Source organism: Pseudomonas sp. TH06 (genome assembly GCF_016651305.1).
Classification (GTDB): domain Bacteria; phylum Pseudomonadota; class Gammaproteobacteria; order Pseudomonadales; family Pseudomonadaceae; genus Aquipseudomonas.
The window spans coordinates 1,685,773-1,704,186 of sequence record NZ_JAEKEC010000001.1 but is presented as its reverse complement, the minus strand read 5'-3'; the positions used below and the strand labels follow the sequence as shown (position 1 = coordinate 1,704,186).

17 protein-coding genes and 1 pseudogene are annotated in these 18,414 nt (G+C 60.0%); 9 read left to right on the top strand and 9 right to left on the bottom strand.

What is annotated here, in order from left to right:
- Positions 1 to 9: 9 nt before the first annotated feature.
- Entirely contained in the window at positions 10 to 363 is a 354-nt protein-coding gene (locus tag JFT86_RS07490; RefSeq protein WP_064589806.1) for a RidA family protein, read from the bottom strand.
- Positions 335 to 1,639: a D-amino acid dehydrogenase gene (gene dadA / locus JFT86_RS07485; RefSeq protein WP_201236312.1), complete on the bottom strand. Its 1,305-nt coding sequence runs from the start codon at positions 1,637 to 1,639 to the stop codon at positions 335 to 337. Before dadA ends, JFT86_RS07490 begins: the two co-directional genes overlap by 29 nt.
- A gap of 153 nt (positions 1,640 to 1,792) precedes the next feature.
- Here dadA and JFT86_RS07480 point away from each other — a divergent pair, with 153 nt between their 5' ends.
- Positions 1,793 to 2,281: an Lrp/AsnC ligand binding domain-containing protein gene (locus JFT86_RS07480; RefSeq protein WP_003206849.1), complete on the top strand. Its 489-nt coding sequence runs from the start codon at positions 1,793 to 1,795 to the stop codon at positions 2,279 to 2,281.
- Between the two features lie 119 nt (positions 2,282 to 2,400).
- On the opposite strand, the gene JFT86_RS07475 is transcribed toward JFT86_RS07480, so the two are convergent.
- The gene (locus JFT86_RS07475; RefSeq protein ID WP_201238567.1) at positions 2,401 to 2,754 is read right to left on the bottom strand and encodes a YkgJ family cysteine cluster protein; all 354 of its coding nucleotides are present in this window, start codon (positions 2,752 to 2,754) and stop codon (positions 2,401 to 2,403) included.
- 146 nt (positions 2,755 to 2,900) lie between these two features.
- Here JFT86_RS07475 and JFT86_RS07470 point away from each other — a divergent pair, with 146 nt between their 5' ends.
- Positions 2,901 to 4,211, top strand: coding sequence for an FAD-binding oxidoreductase (locus JFT86_RS07470; protein ID WP_201236311.1), 1,311 nt, complete (start codon positions 2,901 to 2,903; stop codon positions 4,209 to 4,211).
- 117 nt (positions 4,212 to 4,328) lie between these two features.
- Here the strand turns inward: JFT86_RS07470 and JFT86_RS07465 are convergent, their stop codons facing one another.
- The gene (locus JFT86_RS07465; protein ID WP_103302583.1) at positions 4,329 to 4,574 is read right to left on the bottom strand and encodes a DUF1127 domain-containing protein; all 246 of its coding nucleotides are present in this window, start codon (positions 4,572 to 4,574) and stop codon (positions 4,329 to 4,331) included.
- A gap of 179 nt (positions 4,575 to 4,753) precedes the next feature.
- On the opposite strand from JFT86_RS07465, the gene JFT86_RS07460 reads away from it, so the two are divergent.
- Both JFT86_RS07460 and JFT86_RS07455 read left to right on the top strand, forming a co-directional pair.
- Complete coding sequence (locus JFT86_RS07460) at positions 4,754 to 6,175, top strand: PLP-dependent aminotransferase family protein (protein WP_201236310.1); 1,422 nt, start codon at positions 4,754 to 4,756, stop codon at positions 6,173 to 6,175.
- A gap of 60 nt (positions 6,176 to 6,235) precedes the next feature.
- Entirely contained in the window at positions 6,236 to 7,804 is a 1,569-nt protein-coding gene (locus tag JFT86_RS07455; RefSeq protein ID WP_201236309.1) for a phospholipase D family protein, read from the top strand.
- Between the two features lie 188 nt (positions 7,805 to 7,992).
- On the opposite strand, the gene JFT86_RS07450 is transcribed toward JFT86_RS07455, so the two are convergent.
- Both JFT86_RS07450 and JFT86_RS07445 read right to left on the bottom strand, forming a co-directional pair.
- A complete protein-coding gene (locus JFT86_RS07450) occupies positions 7,993 to 9,138 on the bottom strand; it encodes an MFS transporter (RefSeq protein ID WP_201236308.1) in 1,146 nt (381 codons plus the stop codon).
- Positions 9,139 to 9,400: 262 nt separating this feature from the next.
- Positions 9,401 to 10,894 (bottom strand): aldehyde dehydrogenase, encoded by a 1,494-nt coding sequence (locus JFT86_RS07445; protein WP_122596715.1) that lies wholly within the window; start codon positions 10,892 to 10,894, stop codon positions 9,401 to 9,403.
- Positions 10,895 to 11,127: 233 nt separating this feature from the next.
- Here JFT86_RS07445 and JFT86_RS07440 point away from each other — a divergent pair, with 233 nt between their 5' ends.
- Positions 11,128 to 11,490, top strand: coding sequence for a cupin domain-containing protein (locus JFT86_RS07440; protein ID WP_064589815.1), 363 nt, complete (start codon positions 11,128 to 11,130; stop codon positions 11,488 to 11,490).
- Positions 11,491 to 11,670: 180 nt separating this feature from the next.
- On the opposite strand, the gene rpmG is transcribed toward JFT86_RS07440, so the two are convergent.
- Together rpmG and rpmB are read right to left on the bottom strand one after the other, a co-directional pair.
- Complete coding sequence (rpmG, locus tag JFT86_RS07435) at positions 11,671 to 11,826, bottom strand: 50S ribosomal protein L33 (protein ID WP_003177274.1); 156 nt, start codon at positions 11,824 to 11,826, stop codon at positions 11,671 to 11,673.
- Positions 11,827 to 11,837: 11 nt separating this feature from the next.
- Positions 11,838 to 12,071: a 50S ribosomal protein L28 gene (gene rpmB / locus JFT86_RS07430; RefSeq protein ID WP_007920377.1), complete on the bottom strand. Its 234-nt coding sequence runs from the start codon at positions 12,069 to 12,071 to the stop codon at positions 11,838 to 11,840.
- 448 nt (positions 12,072 to 12,519) lie between these two features.
- On the opposite strand from rpmB, the gene JFT86_RS07425 reads away from it, so the two are divergent.
- Positions 12,520 to 14,106, top strand: coding sequence for an ABC transporter substrate-binding protein (locus tag JFT86_RS07425; protein ID WP_201236307.1), 1,587 nt, complete (start codon positions 12,520 to 12,522; stop codon positions 14,104 to 14,106).
- A gap of 133 nt (positions 14,107 to 14,239) precedes the next feature.
- On the opposite strand, the gene radC is transcribed toward JFT86_RS07425, so the two are convergent.
- Entirely contained in the window at positions 14,240 to 14,914 is a 675-nt protein-coding gene (gene radC, locus JFT86_RS07420) for a DNA repair protein RadC (protein ID WP_201236306.1), read from the bottom strand.
- Positions 14,915 to 15,049: 135 nt separating this feature from the next.
- Here radC and coaBC point away from each other — a divergent pair, with 135 nt between their 5' ends.
- The 3 genes and pseudogenes from coaBC to JFT86_RS07405 form a co-directional block, all read left to right on the top strand.
- A complete protein-coding gene (coaBC, locus tag JFT86_RS07415) occupies positions 15,050 to 16,258 on the top strand; it encodes a bifunctional phosphopantothenoylcysteine decarboxylase/phosphopantothenate--cysteine ligase CoaBC (protein ID WP_201238566.1) in 1,209 nt (402 codons plus the stop codon).
- Between the two features lie 5 nt (positions 16,259 to 16,263).
- The gene (gene dut / locus JFT86_RS07410) at positions 16,264 to 16,719 is read left to right on the top strand and encodes a dUTP diphosphatase (protein WP_201236305.1); all 456 of its coding nucleotides are present in this window, start codon (positions 16,264 to 16,266) and stop codon (positions 16,717 to 16,719) included.
- 290 nt (positions 16,720 to 17,009) lie between these two features.
- Positions 17,010 to 18,413, top strand: a pseudogene (locus JFT86_RS07405) (phosphomannomutase/phosphoglucomutase); the annotation flags it as partial.
- Position 18,414: the final 1 nt, after the last annotated feature.

The window sequence follows — 18,414 nt, the reverse complement described above, 5'->3', positions numbered from 1 at the left end:
TACAACGGGTTACGGCAGCGCGGCGACGATGGAAATCTCGACCAGGATGCTCGGTTTGGCCATCTTCGCTTCAACGGTGGCACGGGCCGGTGCAGCACCTTTGGGCAGCCACTGGTCCCACACCGAGTTCATCCCGGCAAAGTGCGCTTCGATGTCGTTCAGGTAGATCGTTGCCGACAGCAAATGCTGTTTGTCCGTCCCGGCCAGATCGAGCAAACGCTCGATATTGGCGAGCACTTCACGAGTCTGCTGTTCAACCCCGGCGTTGAAGTCGTCGCCGACCTGCCCGGCCAGATACACGGTGCCGTTGTGGCTGACGATCTGACTCATGCGCTCATTGGTGAGCTGGCGCTGGATTGCCATGTTTTGCGGACTCCTGGATTTTGTTGCCATAACGGGAAATATCGAGGCCTTCGGCGCTGATCTGTGGCTTTTTCTTCGCCATCAGGTCCGCCAGCAAACGACCGGAACCGCACGCCATGGTCCAGCCGAGAGTGCCGTGACCGGTATTGAGGAACAGGTTCTTGAACGGCGTGGCGCCAACAATCGGCGTGCCGTCCGGTGTGGTCGGACGTAGACCGGTCCAGAAACTCGCCTCGGCCAGATTGCCGCCCTGAGGATAAAGGTCGTTGACGATCATCTCCAGGGTTTCGCGCCGACGCGGGTTCAGCGACAGGTCAAAACCAGCGATCTCGGCCATGCCGCCGACGCGGATGCGGTTGTCGAAACGGGTGATCGCGACCTTGTAGGTCTCGTCGAGAATGGTCGAGGTCGGAGCCATGGCCGGGTTGGTGATCAGCACGGTCAGCGAGTAACCCTTGAGCGGATACACCGGGGCCTTGATGCCCAGCGGCTTGAGCAGTTGTGGCGAGTAGCTGCCGAGGGCCAGCACGTAGCGGTCGGCGGTTTCCAGCTTGCCGTCGATCCATACGCCGTTGATGCGATCACCGGCGAAGTCGAGTTTCTGGATGTCCTGGCCGAAGCGGAATTCAACGCCAAGTTTCACTGCCATTTCGGCGAGCCGGGTGGTGAAGATCTGGCAGTCGCCGGTCTGGTCGTTCGGCAGACGCAAGGCACCGGCGAGGATGTCGGTGACATTGGCCAGTGCCGGCTCGACGCGGGCAATGCCGGCGCGGTCGAGGACTTCAAACGGTACACCGGACTCTTTCAGCACGGCGATGTCTTTGGCGGCGCCATCGAGCTGTGCCTGGGTGCGGAACAGCTGAGTCGTGCCGAGGCTGCGGCCTTCGTAGGCGATGCCGGTTTCGGCGCGCAGCTCGTCGAGGCAGTCACGGCTGTACTCGGACAGACGCACCATGCGCTCCTTGTTCACCGCGTAGCGGTTGGCGGTGCAGTTGCGCAGCATTTGCGCCATCCACAGATACTGGTCGATGTCGGCGGTCGCCTTGATCGCCAGCGGCGCGTGGCGTTGCAGCAGCCACTTTATGGCCTTGAGCGGCACGCCCGGCGCGGCCCACGGCGAGGCATAGCCCGGCGAGACCTGGCCGGCGTTGGCGAAACTGGTCTCCATGGCGGCGGCGGGCTGCCGGTCGACCACCACCACTTCAAACCCGGCACGGGCCAGATAGTAAGCACTGGCGGTACCGATGACGCCGCTACCCAAGACCATAACGCGCATTTTTAATCCCTCTCGCGGCGTGCCGCGTACGTCTGTTGTTAGAGCAATGATGCGCGCAGTGTAAAAAATAAATGCCAGTGCTTTTCACTATATAAGCGCCTATATTTGGCGACAATTCTCGGCAAAAACCCTTTTCACGGAGGCGCATCCCCTATGCGTACCAACACTCAGACCAAACGTGAGCTGGACAAGATCGATCGCAACATCTTGCGGATCCTGCAGGCGGACGGGCGGATTTCCTTCACCGAACTCGGGGAAAAGGTCGGCCTCTCCACCACGCCGTGCACCGAGCGGGTGCGGCGTCTGGAGCGTGAGGGGATCATCATGGGCTACAACGCCCGGCTGAATCCGCAGCACTTGAAGGGTAGTCTGCTGGTGTTCGTCGAGATCAGCCTCGACTACAAATCCGGCGATACTTTCGAAGAGTTCCGACGCGCGGTGCTGAAACTGCCGCACGTGCTGGAGTGCCACTTGGTGTCAGGGGATTTCGACTATCTGGTCAAGGCGCGGATTTCCGAGATGGCCTCGTACCGCAAACTGCTGGGCGACATCCTCTTGAAGCTGCCGCATGTGCGTGAGTCGAAGAGCTATATCGTGATGGAAGAAGTGAAAGAGAGCTTGAACCTGCCGATTCCGGACTGAGTTTTGCCGGGCCTGACCTGGCCCTATCGCGAGCAGGCTCACTCCTACAGTTGGAATGCACTCCCCCTGTAGGAGTGAGCCTGCTCGCGATGGCCTCGATTCGGTCAGGAGTGAACCCGCTAAACCAGCACCTGCCGATTTGACGCCATGTATTCGAAGATCTGCTTCTCGGCCCGAGGATGAATCAGCTCCACCGGCCCTCGCCCATTCGGGCACGGCAACGTCTTCGTCGTCCCGAACAAGCGGCAAATCAACGGTCGCTCGCCATACACCGTGCAGCCATTCGGCCCCAGGTGCACACAGTTAAGTTCTTCCATTGCCGCATCCTGCTCGGCGCGGGTCTTGCGCGGCAGGCGCGCCATTTCTTCCGGTGAAGTCGTCACCGGCCCACAGCAGTCGTGGCAGCCCGGTACGCAGTCGAACGTCGGGATCTGCTGACGCAGGGTGCGGATTTTCTCGCTGTTGCAGCTCATCGAAACGGTGACCAACGTGGAATAGGCGGCAATTGTGCCGCAAAAGCCGTGATCCAGACACCGCAGACCGACCAATGTTGCCCACCTTCGCGAGCGCGGCTTATGCTCCGTCAAATTTTCTCGACACCCCGCTCAGGATGACGCCCATGAACGCCCGCGCCCAGACCACCGCGAGCCAACCTCACGTTGCCTCTTATTACGCCGCCAGCAGCCTGCCGCAACCGGATCATCCACGGCTGCAAGGTGAAGTGATGGCCGACGTGTGCGTGGTCGGTGGCGGTTTCTCCGGGCTCAACACCGCACTGGAACTGGCCGAGCGCGGCCTCAGCGTGGTGCTGCTGGAAGCGCACAAGATCGGCTGGGGCGCCAGTGGCCGCAATGGCGGACAACTGATTCGCGGGGTCGGCCACGGCCTCGATCAGTTCGCCAACGTCATCGGCACCGACGGCGTGCGGCAGATGAAACTGATGGGCCTGGAAGCGGTAGAAATCGTCCGCCAGCGCGTCGAACGCTTTCAGATCCCCTGCGACCTGACCTGGGGCTATTGCGACCTCGCCAACAAACCGTCCGACCTTGAGGGGTTTGCCGAAGACGCCGAAGAACTGCGCGGCCTCGGCTATCGCCACGAAACCCGTTTGCTGCAAGCCAGCGAGATGCACACGGTGGTCGGCTCCAAGCGCTATGTGGGTGGCTTGATCGATATGGGTTCCGGGCATCTGCATCCGTTGAACCTGGCCCTGGGCGAGGCCGCAGCGGCACAGCAACTGGGCGTGCAGCTATTCGAGCAGTCGGCGGTGACCCGTATCGATTACGGCCCTGAAGTGAAAGTGCACACGGCGCAAGGCTCGGTGCGGGCGAAGACGCTGGTGCTGGGATGCAACGCCTATCTCAATGGCCTTAACTCGCAACTCAGCGGCAAAGTCCTGCCCGCCGGCAGCTACATCATCGCCACCGAGCCGCTGTCCGCAGAGCAGGCGCACAACCTGCTGCCGCAGAACATGGCGGTCTGCGACCAGCGGGTGGCGCTGGATTACTACCGGCTCTCGGCGGATCGTCGCTTGCTGTTCGGCGGCGCCTGCCATTACTCGGGGCGCGACCCCAAGGACATTGCCGCATACATGCAGCCGAAGATGCTCGAAGTCTTCCCGCAACTGGCCGGAGTGAAGATCGCTTATCAGTGGGGCGGCATGATCGGCATCGGCGCCAACCGCTTGCCGCAGATTGGCCGGCTCGCTGACCAGCCGAACGTGTATTACGCCCAGGCCTATTCCGGACACGGGGTGAATGCCACCCATCTGGCGGGCAAGTTGCTCGCCGAGGCGATCAGCGGGCAGCACAGTGGTGGCTTTGATCTGTTCGCCAAGGTGCCGCACATCACCTTTCCGGGCGGCAAACATTTGCGCTCACCGTTGTTGGCGCTGGGGATGTTGTGGCATCGCCTCAAAGAGCTGATCTGATGTTTTTGCGGTGGGTTTGAAGGCCCTATCGCGAGCAGGCTCACTCCTACAGTTCGAATGCATTCCCCTGTAGGAGTGAGCCTGCTCGCGATGAGGCCTACAAAAACAATACAGATCTCAGATCCGCCAGAACGGCTTCAACCCCTCCTCCAGCGCCTGCTCCCGCGTCAGTCCGACATCCTTGAGTTGCTCCGGCGTCAAGCCGAGCAACGCCTTGCGCGTGTGCAGACGATGCCAGAACAGACCCCAGCGACTGAGCCCGGACGGCGCATTGCGCATGGCCGTGTTCCACGCACTGTCCTCCTGCCCTGCCTCCAGTTCCTGACTGTGTAACGTCAGCCGCACATCGCTCAAGCCGTTCATTTTTGTCGCTCCTGTTTACTTGGGTAGCCAGAGATTCCATGATGCGCGGGTCGGCAAAAGCGTTACAGATTCAACACATCTGTATTATTTCCATACAGATTTGCTGTTCCTGCCACTGAATTGTCGATTTACGCCGCATCTGTACTGGTTTTTCGAATCATCTGCATCGAGGCAGTGCCATGACGCTTTATGTGAATCTCGCCGAACTGCTCGGCACGCGCATCGAACAAGGTTTCTATCGTCCAGGTGACAGATTGCCTTCGGTGCGCGCCTTGAGCGTAGAACATGGCGTCAGTCTCAGCACGGTGCAGCAGGCTTATCGCATGCTCGAAGACAGTGGCCTGGCCACGCCGAAACCCAAATCAGGCTATTTCGTCCCGGTCGGTCGCGAGTTGCCGGAGCTGCCCGCCGTCGGCCGTCCGGCGCAGCGGCCGGTGGAGATTTCACAGTGGGATCAGGTGCTGGAGCTGATCCGCGCAGTACCGCGTAAGGATGTGGTGCAGCTCGGTCGCGGCATGCCCGACGTCACCTCACCGACGATGAAACCGCTGCTGCGCGGCCTGGCGCGAATCAGTCGCCGGCAGGACATGCCCGGTCTGTATTACGACAACATTCATGGCACCCTCGAACTGCGTGAACAGATCGCCCGATTGATGCTCGACTCCGGCTGCCAGTTGAGCGCCAGCGACCTGGTCGTCACCACCGGTTGCCACGAAGCACTGTCCACCAGCATCCACGCGATTTGCGAGCCGGGCGACATCGTCGCGGTGGACTCGCCGAGCTTTCACGGCGCCATGCAGACCCTCAAAGGGCTGGGCATGAAAGCCCTGGAAATCCCCACCGACCCGCTCACCGGCATCAGCCTCGAAGCGCTGGAACTGGCCCTGGAACAATGGCCGATCAAGGTCATTCAACTCACGCCCAACTGCAACAATCCGCTCGGCTACATCATGCCGGAGTCGCGCAAACGCGCGTTGTTGACGCTTGCGCAGCGTTTCGACGTGGCGATCATCGAAGACGATGTCTATGGCGAACTGGCCTACACCTACCCACGCCCGCGCACGATCAAGTCCTTCGACGAAGATGGCCGAGTGCTGTTGTGCAGTTCGTTTTCCAAGACCTTGGCGCCGGGCCTGCGCATTGGCTGGGTCGCGCCGGGTCGATACCTTGAGCGTGTGCTGCACATGAAATACATCAGCACCGGTTCTACCGCGCCGCAACCGCAGATCGCCATCGCCGAATTTCTCAAGTCCGGCCACTTCGAACCTCATTTACGGCGGATGCGCACGCAATACCAGCGTAATCGCGACATGATGATCGACTGGGTAACCCGCTATTTCCCGGCCGGTACTCGCGCCAGCCGACCGCAAGGCAGTTTCATGTTGTGGGTCGAATTGCCGGAAGGTTTCGACACCTTGAAACTTAATCGTGAGCTGCATGATCAAGGTGTACAGATTGCCGTCGGCAGCATCTTTTCCGCCTCGGGCAAGTACCGCAATTGCCTGCGAATGAACTACGCTGCCAAACCGACGCCGCAGATCGAAGAAGCGGTGCGCAAGGTTGGCGCGGCAGCGATCAAATTGCTGGCCGAAGCCGACTGACTTTTTTTGAGAGCCCAGCGTCCATATGCCGACCCTTGCCGCCCTTCGGAACGATCCTACGTGAGCTTCAGACAGCCCCTGCCCGCTTTGCTGATGCTTGCCGCGCTCGTGAGCGGATGCGCCAGCCTCGATGTGCCGCGTGAACCGAGTCAGGCGCTGCCGGCGTCCGACTCGAGCTTCGGTCGCTCGATCCAGGCGCAAGCCGCGCCATATCAGGGGCGCTCCGGTTTCCGTCTGCTGTCCAACAGCACCGAAGCCTTCACCGCCCGCGCTGAACTGATCCGCAACGCACAAACCAGCCTCGACCTGCAGTACTACATCGTGCATGACGGCATCAGTACGCGAATGTTGGTGGAAGAACTGCTCAAGGCTGCCGACCGTGGCGTACGAGTACGGGTTCTGCTCGACGACACCACCAGCGACGGCCTCGACCAGATCATCGCCACTTTGGCAGCGCATCCGCAGATCCAGATCCGCCTGTTCAACCCGCTGCATCTGGGCCGCAGCACCGGCGTGACCCGAGCGGCCGGGCGCCTGTTCAATCTGTCGCTGCAACACCGGCGCATGCACAACAAGCTGTGGTTGGCGGACAACAGCGTGGCCATCGTCGGCGGGCGTAACCTGGGCGACGAATATTTTGATGCCGAGCCCAATCTGAATTTCACCGACATCGATATGCTCAGCGTGGGCCCGGTGGCGGAGCAGCTCGGGCACAGCTTCGATCAGTATTGGAACAGCGCGCTGAGCAAGCCGATCGACGAGTTTCTCTCGAGCAGACCGAGCGCCAAGGACTTACAGAACACCCGCACGCGTCTGGAAGAATCACTGGAAGAAACCCGCAAGCAGAATCACGCGCTGTATCAGCAGTTGATGACGTTCAAGACCGAACCGCGTATGGACATCTGGCGCAAAGAGCTGATCTGGGCCTGGAATCAGGCACTGTGGGATGCGCCGAGCAAGGTGTTGGCCAAGAACGAACCGGATCCGCAATTGCTGCTGACTACGCAACTGACGCCGGAGCTGAGGGGCGTCAGCAAAGAGCTGATCATGATCTCGGCCTACTTCGTGCCGGGGCAGCCGGGACTTGTGTACCTGACCGGACGCGCCGATGCCGGGGTCTCGGTGAGCTTGCTGACCAACTCGCTGGAGGCCACCGACGTACCGGCGGTGCACGGCGGCTATGCGCCTTATCGCAAGGCGTTGCTGGAACACGGCGTGAAGCTGTTTGAGCTGCGGCGCCAGCCTGGGGATAACTATGGCAGCGGCCCGCACGTGTTCTACAGCAAGTCGTTTCGCGGCTCGGATTCAAGCCTGCACAGCAAGGCGATGATCTTCGACCGGCAAAAAGCGTTTATCGGCTCATTCAACTTCGACCCTCGCTCAGTGTTGTGGAACACCGAGGTGGGCGTGCTGGTGGACAGCCCGGAACTCGCCGAGCACGTGCGCGAACTGGCGTTGCAAGGTATGGCGCCAGCGCTCAGCTACGAAGCGAAATTGCAGGATGGAAAAATCGTCTGGGTAACCGAGGACAACGGCCAGATGCACACGCTGACCAAGGAACCGGGGAGCTGGTGGCGACGATTCAATGCGTGGTTCAGCACCACCGTGGGCCTGGAACGCATGCTGTAATCACACAAGGATCTCTGCTTTAGAGGGATTTTGTGGCGAGGGGATTTATCCCCGCTCGGCTGCGTAGCAGTCGTAAAAACCATCGCACGCCGTGTATCTGATGCACCACAATCGCAGGTTTTGGGGCTGCTTCGCAGCCCAACGGGATAAATCCCCTCGCCACAGGTCATCAGCGCTTCAGGTTCGGGTCAGGCAGGTTCGGTGACTGGGCCAAACGCACCTTGGCGCAATAGCAGCAAGACCAGCCCGAACGCCCCCGCCGCCATCAACAACGGCAACGCATGCCCGCTGATCCACTGGCTGCCCGCCCCTGCCATCAAAGGCCCGATCAGACACCCCACACCCCACAGTTGCGCAATATGCGCATTGGCCCGCACCAGCGCATCGTCGCGATAACGCTCGCCGATCAGAATCAGTGACAAGGTAAACAAACCACCGGCACTGGCGCCGAACAATACCCACAACGGCCAGATCAACAGCGTATCGATCAGCATGGGTATCGCCAGGCTCGACAACATCAGGATCACTGCGCAGCCGGTGAACAATGTGCGCCGCGACAGGTAGTCCGCCAGCGCACCAATAGGTAACTGCAGTAGCGCATCGCCGACCACAACGGTGCTGACCATCGCTAACGCGATCTCGGCGGTGAAGCCTTGCTGCAGGCAATACACCGGCAGCAGCGTCAGGATCATCGCCTCGAACGCGGCAAACAACGACACCGCCCAGGCGATCGCCGGCAGTTCTCGAGCGAAGCCCCACAAGTCGCGAAACGTAACGCTGCTCGCTTCACTGCTCGGCGCACCACTGCGGCCCAGCAACAGCAAAGGCGAAACCAGCAGCAGGCCGACACCGACCCAGAAACCATAATCATGCTCGGTGCCCAGCGCCCCCAGCAGCAACGGGCCAGACAGTTGGCTCAACGCATAGCTGCTGCCATACAGCGCCACCAGCCGCCCGCGCCAGTGCTCGACCACCAGTTGATTGATCCAGCTCTCGCCGAGGATGAAGACGATGGTCAGGATCACGCCGATCATCAAGCGCAGCACCAGCCAGATCGGATAACTCGGCAGCAGCGCCAGCAAACCGATCGACAACGCTCCGGCCCACAGGCACAGGCGCATCAGGTTCGCCGTGCCGAAACGCGCCGCCAGATGACTGGAAATCTTCGCGCCCAACAACACGCCAATCGCCGGCATCGCCGCCATCACGCCAATCGCGAAGGAGCCGTAACCCCAACCTTCCAGGCGCAACGACACCAACGGCATGCTGACCCCCAGGGCCAGGCCGACACTCAAGACAGACGCCAACACGGCGAAATACGTCGCCCACCGCATGTTCCACGCTCCTGTGGATTATTTTTATGAGAACCACAAAACCAAATGTGGGAGCAAACCCTGTGGTGAGGGGATTTATCCCCGATGGGTCGCGCAGCGACCCCAAAACCGGCACCGGCGGAGTATCAGATACACCGCGTGTATTGGTTTTGCGACTGCTTCGCAGCCGATCGGGGATAAATCCCCTCACCACAAAAGCTTGCTCCCACAAGGGATCACATTGTCATTGAGGAACCTGACCAGGCAGGCTCCCGTCAACGACTTACAGCTTGATCCACGTCGCCTTCAGCTCGGTGTACTTGTCGAACGCATGCAGCGATTTATCGCGACCGTTGCCCGACTGCTTGAAGCCGCCGAATGGTGCGGTCATGTCGCCGCCGTCGTACTGGTTGACCCACACACTGCCGGCGCGCAGCGCTTTGGCGGTCAGGTGTGCCTTGGAGATGTCCTGAGTCCACACCGCCGCGGCCAGGCCGTAAGGCGTGTCGTTGGCAATCTGGATCGCTTCTTCGGCAGTATCGAAAGCAATGACCGACAGTACCGGGCCGAAGATCTCTTCCTGGGCAATTTTCATCGCGTTGCTCACGCCGTCAAAAATCGTTGGCTCAACGTATGTCCCACCGGTTTCCTGAAGGATGCGCTTGCCGCCGGCGACCAGTTTGGCGCCGTCGGTGTGACCCGACTCGATGTAGGACAGCACGGTGTTCATCTGTTGGGTATCGACCAGCGCGCCCACATTGGTCGCCGGATCCAGCGGGTTGCCCGGTTTCCAGGTTTTCAGCGCTTCAATAACCATCGGCAGGAATTTGTCCTTGATCGAACGCTCGACCAGCAGACGCGAACCGGCGGTGCAGACTTCGCCCTGGTTGAAGGCGATGGCGCTGGCGGCAGATTCAGCAGCCGCCTGCAGATCCGGCGCATCGGCAAAGACGATGTTCGGGCTCTTGCCACCGGCTTCCAGCCAGACGCGTTTCATGTTCGATTCGCCGGAGTAGATCATCAGCTGCTTGGCGATCTTGGTCGAACCGGTGAACACCAAAGTATCGACATCGTTGTGCAGGGCCAGCGCCTTGCCGACGGTGTGACCGTAACCCGGCAACACGTTGAGCACACCTTTCGGGATGCCGGCTTCGACGGCCAGTGCCGCGATACGGATGGCGGTCAGCGGGGATTTTTCCGACGGCTTGAGGATCACCGAGTTACCGGTGGACAGCGCCGGGCCGAGTTTCCAGCAGGCCATCATCAACGGGAAGTTCCACGGCACGATGGCACCGACCACGCCCACTGGCTCGCGGGTCACCAGACCCAGTTGATCGTGCGGGGTGGCCGCGACTTCGTCGTAGATCTTGTCGATCGCCTCGCCGCTCCAGCTCAGCGCTTGCGCAGCGCCCGGAACGTCGATGTACAGCGAGTCGCTGATCGGCTTGCCCATGTCGAGGGTTTCGAGCAACGCCAGCTCTTCGGCGTGCTGTTTGAGCAGGCCGGCGAAACGGATCATGGTGGCTTTGCGTTTGGTCGGCGCCAGGCGCGACCAGACACCGGAGTTGAACGTGGCGCGGGCGTTTTCCACGGCACGCTGGGCGTCGGCGGCGTCACAGCTGGCAATCTTGCCGAGCAGACGACCATCAACCGGGCTGATGCACTCGAAGGTCTCGCCGGAGACGGCGTCGGTGTATTCGCCGTTGAGGTAGGCGCGGCCTTCGATCTTCAGGTCGCGGGCGCGTTGTTCCCAGTCGGCACGAGTCAGGGTGGTCATTCGAGTGTCCTCCTCTTGTTGAATAGAGCGCCGCGTTTTTCGCGGACGTCTTCAGGAATTCTGCCCGGCCAGCCTGCTTTCGGCCCAAGGCACCCGCCACCCTAAACCAGCGGCCGGGGTTGTTTCAATATATTTGACATAAGCGCGCTAAACGGCCTTGCGGTGTTCATTTTAATAAACATAGACTTTGGCCCTTTCAAGCCACCGCGCCGTCATCACGGGAGAAAACAACAATGAACATCCAGAACGTCGTCGACATCAGCCTGACCAGCAGCGAAGCCGAACGCTATCGCCCGGACCCGGCCAAAGTACTCAAGGGCGACCCCGAACAAGCCGTGTTCCATCAATACGAAAGCCCTTGTGGGCAAATGGGTGTCGGCGTGTGGGAAGGTGCGGTTGGGCAGTGGACGGTGAATTACACCGAGCATGAGTACTGCGAGATTTTGCAGGGGGTTTCGGTGCTGCGTGATAGCGACGGTAATGCCAAGACCTTGCGTGTTGGCGACCGTTTTGTGATTCCGGCGGGGTTCCGTGGTACCTGGGAAGTGCTGGAGGCTTGCCGCAAGATCTATGTGATCTTCGAACAGAAGGCTTGAAAATTTGAGCTGGCTGATCCGGCCCTATCGCGAGCAGGCTCACTCCTACAGGTGACCGCATTCCAATGTAGGAGTGAGCCTGCTCGCGATGAGGCCCGCACAGGCGCTACAAAATTCGAGGCAACAAAAAAGGCCCGCATCGTGAGATGCGGGCCTTTTTCGTAAGTCAGGAAAAATCAATTACTTGATTTTGCCTTCCTTGTAGATCACGTGCTTGCGAACAACCGGATCATATTTCTTGATCTCGATTTTGTCCGGGGTAGTACGCTTGTTCTTGTCGGTAGTGTAGAAGTGACCAGTACCGGCGCTCGAGATCAAACGAATCAATTCACGCATGATTAGCTCCCTTAAATCTTGCCATCGCGGCGAAGTTCGGCGAGCACGACAGTGATGCCACGCTTGTCGATGATACGCATGCCTTTTGCAGATACGCGCAGACGCACAAAACGTTTCTCTTCTTCAACCCAGAAGCGGTGATGCTGCAGGTTCGGCAGGAAACGACGACGGGTTTTGTTGTTTGCGTGGGAAATGTTATTCCCAGTCACCGGACCCTTACCGGTAACTTGACATACTCTCGACATGCCTCAGCCCTCTAAAACCACATGCCCAACCCGGCATGGGTTGGCCGCTTAATCTCTCAGTCATTTGGCGCCAGGCGCCGCGTTTCTTTAGAGGTCTTACCGGCTACACCTACAGTGAAGGAACCGGGCCCCTAGAAAAGAGCGCTGCTTTATACCAGAAAGACCGGGGTGCAACAACATTCGATGTGCAATGAACCGCTAAAAAGGCGCATTTTTTGGCTGCGGGCGCTTTGGATAAAGGCTGACACCGGTTTTTACCACTCGTCGCAGAAAATCGCCCATGGGCACGATTGGAGCCCGTCGCGTTGCCGACCGCCAGCTGAAACTGCATAACAGCAGGCCCAAAAATACAAAAAGGGGATAGTCATTTGCAATCGCGACCTCTAGGGTAGGCCTTTTCCAGACTGCACTAGCAGATGGGCCTTCGATCTGTAAAAGGAAGCCGACCATGCGCCTCGCTGCCCTACCCCTGTTGCTCGCCCCGCTCCTGCTGAGCCCATTGGCCCAGGCCGCCGCGCTGAGCGTCTGCACCGAGGCCAGCCCTGAAGGGTTCGACGTGGTGCAATACAACTCGCTGACCACCACCAATGCCTCGGCTGACGTGCTGATGAACCGCCTGGTGGAGTTCGATACCGCCAGCGGCAAGGTCGTCCCGAGCCTGGCCGACAGCTGGGAAGTCAGCACCGACGGCCTGACCTACGTATTCAAACTGCACCCGCAGGTGAAGTTTCACACCACCGACTACTTCAAGCCAAGCCGCGAGCTGACAGCAGAAGACGTCAAATTCAGTTTCGACCGCATGCTCGACCCGGCCAACCCATGGCACAAAGTCGCCCAAAGCGGATTCCCCCACGCGCAATCGATGCAGTTGCCGGCACTGATCAAGAAGATCGACGCACTGGATCCGCTGACCGTGCGCTTCACCCTCGATCACCCGGACTCGACCTTCCTGGCAACGCTGAGCATGGGTTTCGCCTCGGTCTACTCCGCTGAATACGCTGACAAACTGCTAAAGGCCAATGCGACGGACAAGCTCAACAGCCAGCCAATCGGCACCGGCCCGTTCGTGTTTACCCGCTTCCAGAAAGACGCCTCGATCCGCTACAAGGCCAACCCGGATTATTTCGCCGGCAAGCCATCGGTGGACCCGCTGATCTTCGCCATCACCCCGGACGCCAACGTGCGCCTGCAAAAACTGCGGCGCAATGAATGCCAGATTGCCCTCTCGCCGAAGCCACTGGACGTACAGGCTGCGCTGAAAGAGCCGACACTGAAAGTCGAAAAGACTGACGCGTTCATGACCGCTTTCGTCGGCATCAACAGCCAGCACCCACCGCTGGACAAGCCGGAAGTGCGTCAGGCGATCAACCTCGCCTTCGACAAGGCCAACTACATCAAAGCCGTGTTCGAAGACACCGCCGAAGCCGCCAACGGCCCTTATCCGCCGAACACCTGGAGCTACGCGAAAAACCTGCCGGGCTACCCGCACGACGTGGCTAAAGCCAAGGCGCTGATGGCCAAGGCCGGTCTGAAGGACGGTTTCCAGACCACCATCTGGACACGGCCGTCGGGCAGCCTGCTCAATCCGAACCCAAGCCTCGGCGCACAGATGCTGCAGTCGGATCTGGCGGAGATCGGCATTCAGGCGGAAATCCGCGTGATCGAGTGGGGCGAACTGATCCGCCGCGCCAAGGCCGGCGAGCATGACCTGCTGTTCATGGGTTGGGCGGGTGACAACGGCGACCCGGACAACTTCCTCACACCGCAATTTTCCTGCGCGGCGGTCAAGTCCGGCACCAACTTCGCTCGTTACTGCAATGCCGATCTGGACAAGCTCATCAGCGCCGGCAAGACCACCAGCGAACAAGGTGTGCGCACCAAGCTCTACGAGCAGGCGCAGGCGCAGATTCAGCAGCAGGCGCTGTGGCTGCCGCTGGCGCATCCAACCGCGTACGCATTGACGCGCAAGGACGTGCAGGGTTACTCGGTGAGCCCATTCGGTCGCCAGGACTACTCCAGGGTCAATCTCAAATAACCCGCCCTGCACAAAACCTGTAGGAGTGAGCCTGCTCGCGATAGCGATCTTCCAGTCACTGAATAAGCCGACTGAAATGACGCCATCGCGAGCAGGGTCACTCCTACATGGATTTGCGTTTTGCCCGTGAGAACTACATCCAGCCACACTCCGCCATCGACAGCGGCTCCCCTTCGCCAATGATGAAGTGATCCAGCACCCGCACGTCAATCAGCTCCAGCGCCTTCTGCAACCGCTTTGTCAGCTGCCTGTCCGCCTGACTGGGATCGGTATTGCCCGACGGATGGTTGTGGCAGAGGATCACGGCCGCGGCGTTATTCGCCAAGGCACGTTTCACCACTTCTCGCGGATGCACACTGGTGTTGTCGATGGAACCGCGAAACAGTGCCTCGAACGTCAATACTTGATGCTTGGAGTCCAGAAACAGGCAACCAAACACCTCGTGTGGCTCGTGTCGGAGCATGGATTTGAGGTAATCGCGAACAGCCTGCGGATTCTCCAGCGCCGGCTCTCTGCGTGAGCGCTCGGCCAGATACCGCCGGTTCATTTCTTGAGCAGCCTGCAACTGTGCAAACTTTGCGGGTCCCAACCCCAACTGTTTGCTGAATGCTTCCTGATCGGCCTCAAGCAACAAACGCAGGCTGCCGAACTGATTCAACAAGTGTCGCGCCAAGTCCACAGCGCTTTTTCCAGAGACTCCCGTGCGCAAAAAAATCGCCAGTAACTCGGCGTCCGAAAGGCTCGCAGAACCCTGTTCAAGTAACCTTTCCCGCGGCCGTTCCGCCGCAGGCCAATCGCGAATACTCATACACATTCCTTGTCTGTGGGCGCCGCTGTTCCGTAGCGGTCGCTGTGATATCGTAGCCCATCTTTTTTGCGGGCGAATTCACCCTGGGGAGGGGGTTTCGCCACGTATGTCACCAACGAAATGAAAGGCAGACCTATGCAGCGGCTGTATCGGAAACGCATCGTTCTGGGCGTCGGCGGCGGCATCGCGGCCTACAAGAGCGCCGATCTGGTTCGGCGCCTGATCGACCAGGGTGCCGAAGTGCGCGTGGTCATGACCCATGGCGGCGCCGAGTTCATCACCCCGCTGACCATGCAGGCCCTGTCCGGGCACCCGGTCCACCTTGATCTGCTCGACCCGGCCGCAGAAGCGGCGATGGGCCATATCGAACTGGCCAAGTGGGCCGATCTGGTGCTGATCGCCCCGGCCACCGCCGACCTGCTCGCTCGTCTGGCCCAAGGCATTGCCAACGATCTGCTGACGACTCTGGTGCTGGCCACCGACGCCGTCGTGGCCGTTGCTCCGGCCATGAACCAAGCCATGTGGCGTGATCCGGCGACCCAGGCCAACCTGCAACTCCTTGAAAGCCGTGGCCTGAAGACCTTCGGCCCGGCCTCCGGAAGCCAGGCCTGCGGCGACGTCGGCATGGGCCGGATGATGGAAGCCACCGATCTGGCGCAATGCGCGGCGGACTGCTTCCAGCGTCAGGCATTGACTGGCAAACACGTGGTCATCACTGCCGGCCCGACCCAGGAAAACATCGACCCGGTGCGCTACATCACCAACCACAGCTCCGGCAAAATGGGCTTTGCCCTCGCCGAAGCCGCCGTGGAGGCTGGTGCCCGCGTAACCCTGATCAGCGGCCCGGTGCACCTGCCGACCCCGGATCGTGTCACCCGCATCGACGTGGTCAGCGCCCGTGACATGCTCGCCGCGTGCGAAGCCGCGATCCCGTGTGACGTATTCATCTCTTCGGCAGCAGTCGCGGACTACCGCCCGGAAGTCGTTGCCCCGCAAAAACTCAAGAAAGACCCTGCGAGCGGTGACGGCTTCGTCCTGCAAATGGTGCGTAACCCGGACATCCTGGCCACCATCGCGACCCGTCCCGACCGTCCGTTCAGTGTCGGCTTCGCCGCCGAGACCGAACACCTGCTCGACTACGCTGCACGCAAGCTGAAGGACAAGAATCTCGATTTGATCGTCGCCAACGACGTTGCCAACCCGAGCATCGGTTTCAACAGCGAAGAAAACGCCTGCAGCGTGATTGACCGTGAGCTGCACGCCACGGTTTTCGCCCAGACCAGCAAGAGCAAGATCGCTCGCCAACTGGTCACTTTTATCGCCGAACGTCTGAACCAGGTTTAATTTACATGCAAGCTTTGCAAGCCAAGATCCTCGACCCACGCATCGGCACCGATTTCCCGCTGCCGCAATACGCCACCCCGGGCTCCGCCGGCCTCGACCTGCGCGCCATGCTGGAACAGGACATCGTCATCAAGCCGGGTGAAACCGTGCTGATCCCTACCGGCCTGTCGGTGTACATTGGCGACCCGAACCTCGCCGCGCTGATCCTGCCGCGCTCGGGTATGGGCCATAAACACGGCATCGTGCTGGGCAACCTCGTCGGCCTGATCGACTCCGATTATCAGGGCCCACTGATGGTGTCCTGCTGGAACCGTGGCCAGACCGACTTCACCATGACCGTCGGCGAACGTCTGGCACAACTGGTGCTGGTACCGGTGGTACAGGCGCACTTCGAAATGGTTGAAGAGTTCGTCGAAACCGAACGCGGCACCGGCGGATTTGGCCACACAGGCACCAAATAATCCATGTAGGAGCTGCCGCAGGCTGCGATCTTTTGATCTTGATTCTTTAAAAACAAAATCAAAAGATCGCAGCCTTCGGCAGCTCCTACAGGAGAGAAATTTGTGCAATTTGTGCGGCAGGTTTTAACACCGAAAATCAAGGTTTTGCCGGCCGAAAGCCACGCCAGCCGAGGCGTCATGGCCCTTTCACACCACGAACTCTCTGTGGAAAACGCCGTCATACCCTTCAGTTTGAGCCTGCCGTCGAACGATTCGTCGGTCTGTCCCGCCACTTTCGAGATGGAGCATTTCCGTAGATGAGCACCCCAGCCAAGATTGCCCCGAAGCTGCCCGACAGCATTTTCCGCGCCTATGACATTCGCGGCACCGTGCCGGAATTCCTCAATGCCGAAACCGCTTACTGGATTGGTCGCGCCATTGGTTCGCAAAGCCTGGCCGAGGGCGAGCCGAACGTCTCCGTCGGTCGTGACGGCCGCTTGTCCGGCCCTGAGCTGGTTGCCGAGCTGATTCGCGGTATCGCCGAAAGCGGTTGCCACGTCAGCGACGTCGGCCTCGTACCGACGCCGGCGCTGTACTACGCCGCCAACGTGCTGGTCGGCAAATCCGGGGTGATGCTCACCGGCAGCCACAACCCTTCGAATTACAACGGTTTCAAGATCGTTATCGCTGGCGATACCCTCGCCAATGAACAGATTCAGGTGCTGCACGAGCGCATCAAGACCAACAACCTGAGCAGCGGCGCCGGCAGCGTCACTCAGGTCGAGATCCTTGATCGCTACAACACCGAGATCGTCCAGGACGTGAAACTGTCCCGACGCATGAAAGTCGTGGTCGACTGCGGCAACGGAGCGGCCGGCGTGATCGCCCCGCAACTGATCGAAGCGCTGAACTGCGAAGTCATCCCGCTGTTCTGCGAAGTCGACGGCAACTTCCCCAACCATCACCCGGACCCGGGCAAGCCTGAAAATCTCGTCGACCTGATCGCCAAGGTCAAAGAAACCAACGCCGACCTCGGTCTGGCTTTCGACGGCGACGGCGACCGCGTTGGCGTGGTGACCAACACCGGCAGCATCGTCTACCCGGATCGCCTGCTGATGCTGTTTGCCCGCGACGTTGTGGCGCGCAATCCGGACGCGGAGATCATCTTCGACGTCAAATGCACCCGCCGCCTGGTGCCGCTGATCAAGGAATACGGTGGTCGCCCGCTAATGTGGAAGACCGGTCATTCGTTGATCAAAAAGAAAATGAAACAATCCGGTGCGCTATTGGCCGGTGAAATGAGCGGGCACATCTTCTTCAAGGAACGCTGGTTCGGTTTCGACGACGGCATCTACAGCGCTGCACGGCTGCTGGAGATCCTCAGCAAGGAAAAATCCACGGCGGAGGAGCTGTTTGCGACCTTCCCGAACGATATTTCTACGCCGGAAATCAATATCCATGTGACCGAAGAGAGCAAATTCAGCATCATTGATGCATTGCACGATGCACAGTGGGGCGCAGGCGCTGACCTGACCACCATTGACGGCGTGCGAGTCGACTACGCCAAAGGCTGGGGCCTGGTGCGCGCGTCCAACACCACACCGGTGCTGGTGCTGCGCTTCGAGGCCGATGACGAGGCTGAATTGCAGCGCATCAAGGATGTGTTCCACGCCCAACTGAAACGCGTTGCACCTGATCTCCAACTACCGTTCTGAT

What these genes read in the sequence shown, in the direction of transcription:
- JFT86_RS07490 (WP_064589806.1), bottom strand. Translation starts at nt 363, where the DNA reads ATGGCAATCCAGCGCCAGCTCACCAATGAGCGCATGAGTCAGATCGTC.
- dadA (WP_201236312.1), bottom strand. Translation starts at nt 1,639, where the DNA reads ATGCGCGTTATGGTCTTGGGTAGCGGCGTCATCGGTACCGCCAGTGCT.
- JFT86_RS07480 (WP_003206849.1), top strand. Translation starts at nt 1,793, where the DNA reads ATGCGTACCAACACTCAGACCAAACGTGAGCTGGACAAGATCGATCGC.
- JFT86_RS07475 (WP_201238567.1), bottom strand. Translation starts at nt 2,754, where the DNA reads ATGAGCTGCAACAGCGAGAAAATCCGCACCCTGCGTCAGCAGATCCCG.
- JFT86_RS07470 (WP_201236311.1), top strand. Translation starts at nt 2,901, where the DNA reads ATGAACGCCCGCGCCCAGACCACCGCGAGCCAACCTCACGTTGCCTCT.
- JFT86_RS07465 (WP_103302583.1), bottom strand. Translation starts at nt 4,574, where the DNA reads ATGAACGGCTTGAGCGATGTGCGGCTGACGTTACACAGTCAGGAACTG.
- JFT86_RS07460 (WP_201236310.1), top strand. Translation starts at nt 4,754, where the DNA reads ATGACGCTTTATGTGAATCTCGCCGAACTGCTCGGCACGCGCATCGAA.
- JFT86_RS07450 (WP_201236308.1), bottom strand. Translation starts at nt 9,138, where the DNA reads ATGCGGTGGGCGACGTATTTCGCCGTGTTGGCGTCTGTCTTGAGTGTC.
- JFT86_RS07445 (WP_122596715.1), bottom strand. Translation starts at nt 10,894, where the DNA reads ATGACCACCCTGACTCGTGCCGACTGGGAACAACGCGCCCGCGACCTG.
- JFT86_RS07440 (WP_064589815.1), top strand. Translation starts at nt 11,128, where the DNA reads ATGAACATCCAGAACGTCGTCGACATCAGCCTGACCAGCAGCGAAGCC.
- rpmG (WP_003177274.1), bottom strand. Translation starts at nt 11,826, where the DNA reads ATGCGTGAATTGATTCGTTTGATCTCGAGCGCCGGTACTGGTCACTTC.
- rpmB (WP_007920377.1), bottom strand. Translation starts at nt 12,071, where the DNA reads ATGTCGAGAGTATGTCAAGTTACCGGTAAGGGTCCGGTGACTGGGAAT.
- JFT86_RS07425 (WP_201236307.1), top strand. Translation starts at nt 12,520, where the DNA reads ATGCGCCTCGCTGCCCTACCCCTGTTGCTCGCCCCGCTCCTGCTGAGC.
- radC (WP_201236306.1), bottom strand. Translation starts at nt 14,914, where the DNA reads ATGAGTATTCGCGATTGGCCTGCGGCGGAACGGCCGCGGGAAAGGTTA.
- coaBC (WP_201238566.1), top strand. Translation starts at nt 15,050, where the DNA reads ATGCAGCGGCTGTATCGGAAACGCATCGTTCTGGGCGTCGGCGGCGGC.
- dut (WP_201236305.1), top strand. Translation starts at nt 16,264, where the DNA reads ATGCAAGCTTTGCAAGCCAAGATCCTCGACCCACGCATCGGCACCGAT.